The organism is Burkholderia sp. LMG 13014, assembly GCF_905232215.1.
Classification (GTDB): Bacteria; Pseudomonadota; Gammaproteobacteria; order Burkholderiales; family Burkholderiaceae; genus Burkholderia.
Map to the genome: position 1 here is coordinate 1 of NZ_CAJNKE010001067.1, position 1,007 is coordinate 1,007.

At 69.1% G+C, this 1,007-nt stretch carries 1 protein-coding gene; it reads right to left on the minus strand.

Annotation, left to right across the window (positions count from 1 at the left end; genetic code table 11):
• A partial coding sequence (locus JYJ84_RS37420) for a glutamate-1-semialdehyde 2,1-aminomutase (protein WP_205190370.1) occupies window positions 1-952 on the minus strand: 952 nt, incomplete at its 3' end.
• Window positions 953-1,007 lie beyond the last annotated feature (55 nt).

Genomic DNA, 1,007 nt, shown 5'->3' on the forward strand with positions numbered 1-1,007 from the left:
GCGCCTGGATCAGCTGCAGCGTCTTCAGGCCCGCGGCGACCGCGATCGGGTTGCCCGACAGCGTGCCGGCCTGGTAGACGCCGCCGAGCGGCGCGAGGTGGGCCATGATGTCGCGGCGGCCGCCGAATGCGGCAGCCGGCATCCCGCCGCCGATCACCTTGCCGAGGCAGGTGAGGTCGGCCGTGATCCCGTAGTACGCCTGCGCGCCGCCGAGCGCGACGCGGAATCCGCACATCACTTCGTCGAAGATCAGCACGGCGCCGTGCTTCGTGCACAGCGCGCGCAGCGCGTTCAGGAATTCCGGCGTGCCGCGCACGAGGTTCATGTTGCCCGCGACCGGCTCGACGATCACCGCGGCGATCTCGTCGCCGAACGCACCGAACGCTTCTTCGAGCGCGGCGACGTTGTTGTATGCGAGGACGGTCGTGTGCTTCGCGATGTCGGCAGGCACGCCGGCCGACGTCGGGTTGCCGAACGTCAGCAGGCCCGAGCCGGCCTTCACGAGCAGGCTGTCCGCGTGGCCGTGGTAGCAGCCTTCGAACTTGACGATGCGGCTGCGGCCCGTGAAGCCGCGCGCGAGACGCAGCGCGCTCATCGTGGCCTCGGTGCCGCTCGACACCATCCGCACCTGTTCGATCGACGGCACGAGCTTGCAGATTTCCTCGGCGATCACGATCTCGGCTTCGGTCGGCGCGCCGAACGAGAAGCCGTCGGCGAGCACGTTCTGCACGGCCGACAGCACTTCCGGATGGACGTGGCCGACGATCATCGGGCCCCAGGAGCCGATGTAGTCGATGTACTGCTTGCCGTCGGCATCCCAGAAATACGGGCCTTGTGCGCGCGCGACGAAGCGCGGCGTGCCGCCGACCGAGCGGAATGCGCGCACCGGCGAGTTGACGCCGCCGGGAATGGTCTTCTGGGCGCGTTCGAAGAGGATCTGATTGTTGGACATGGGCGAAACCTGCGAGAGAAGGGCGCGGGGGCCTGTGCACGGGCCGCGGCGCCTG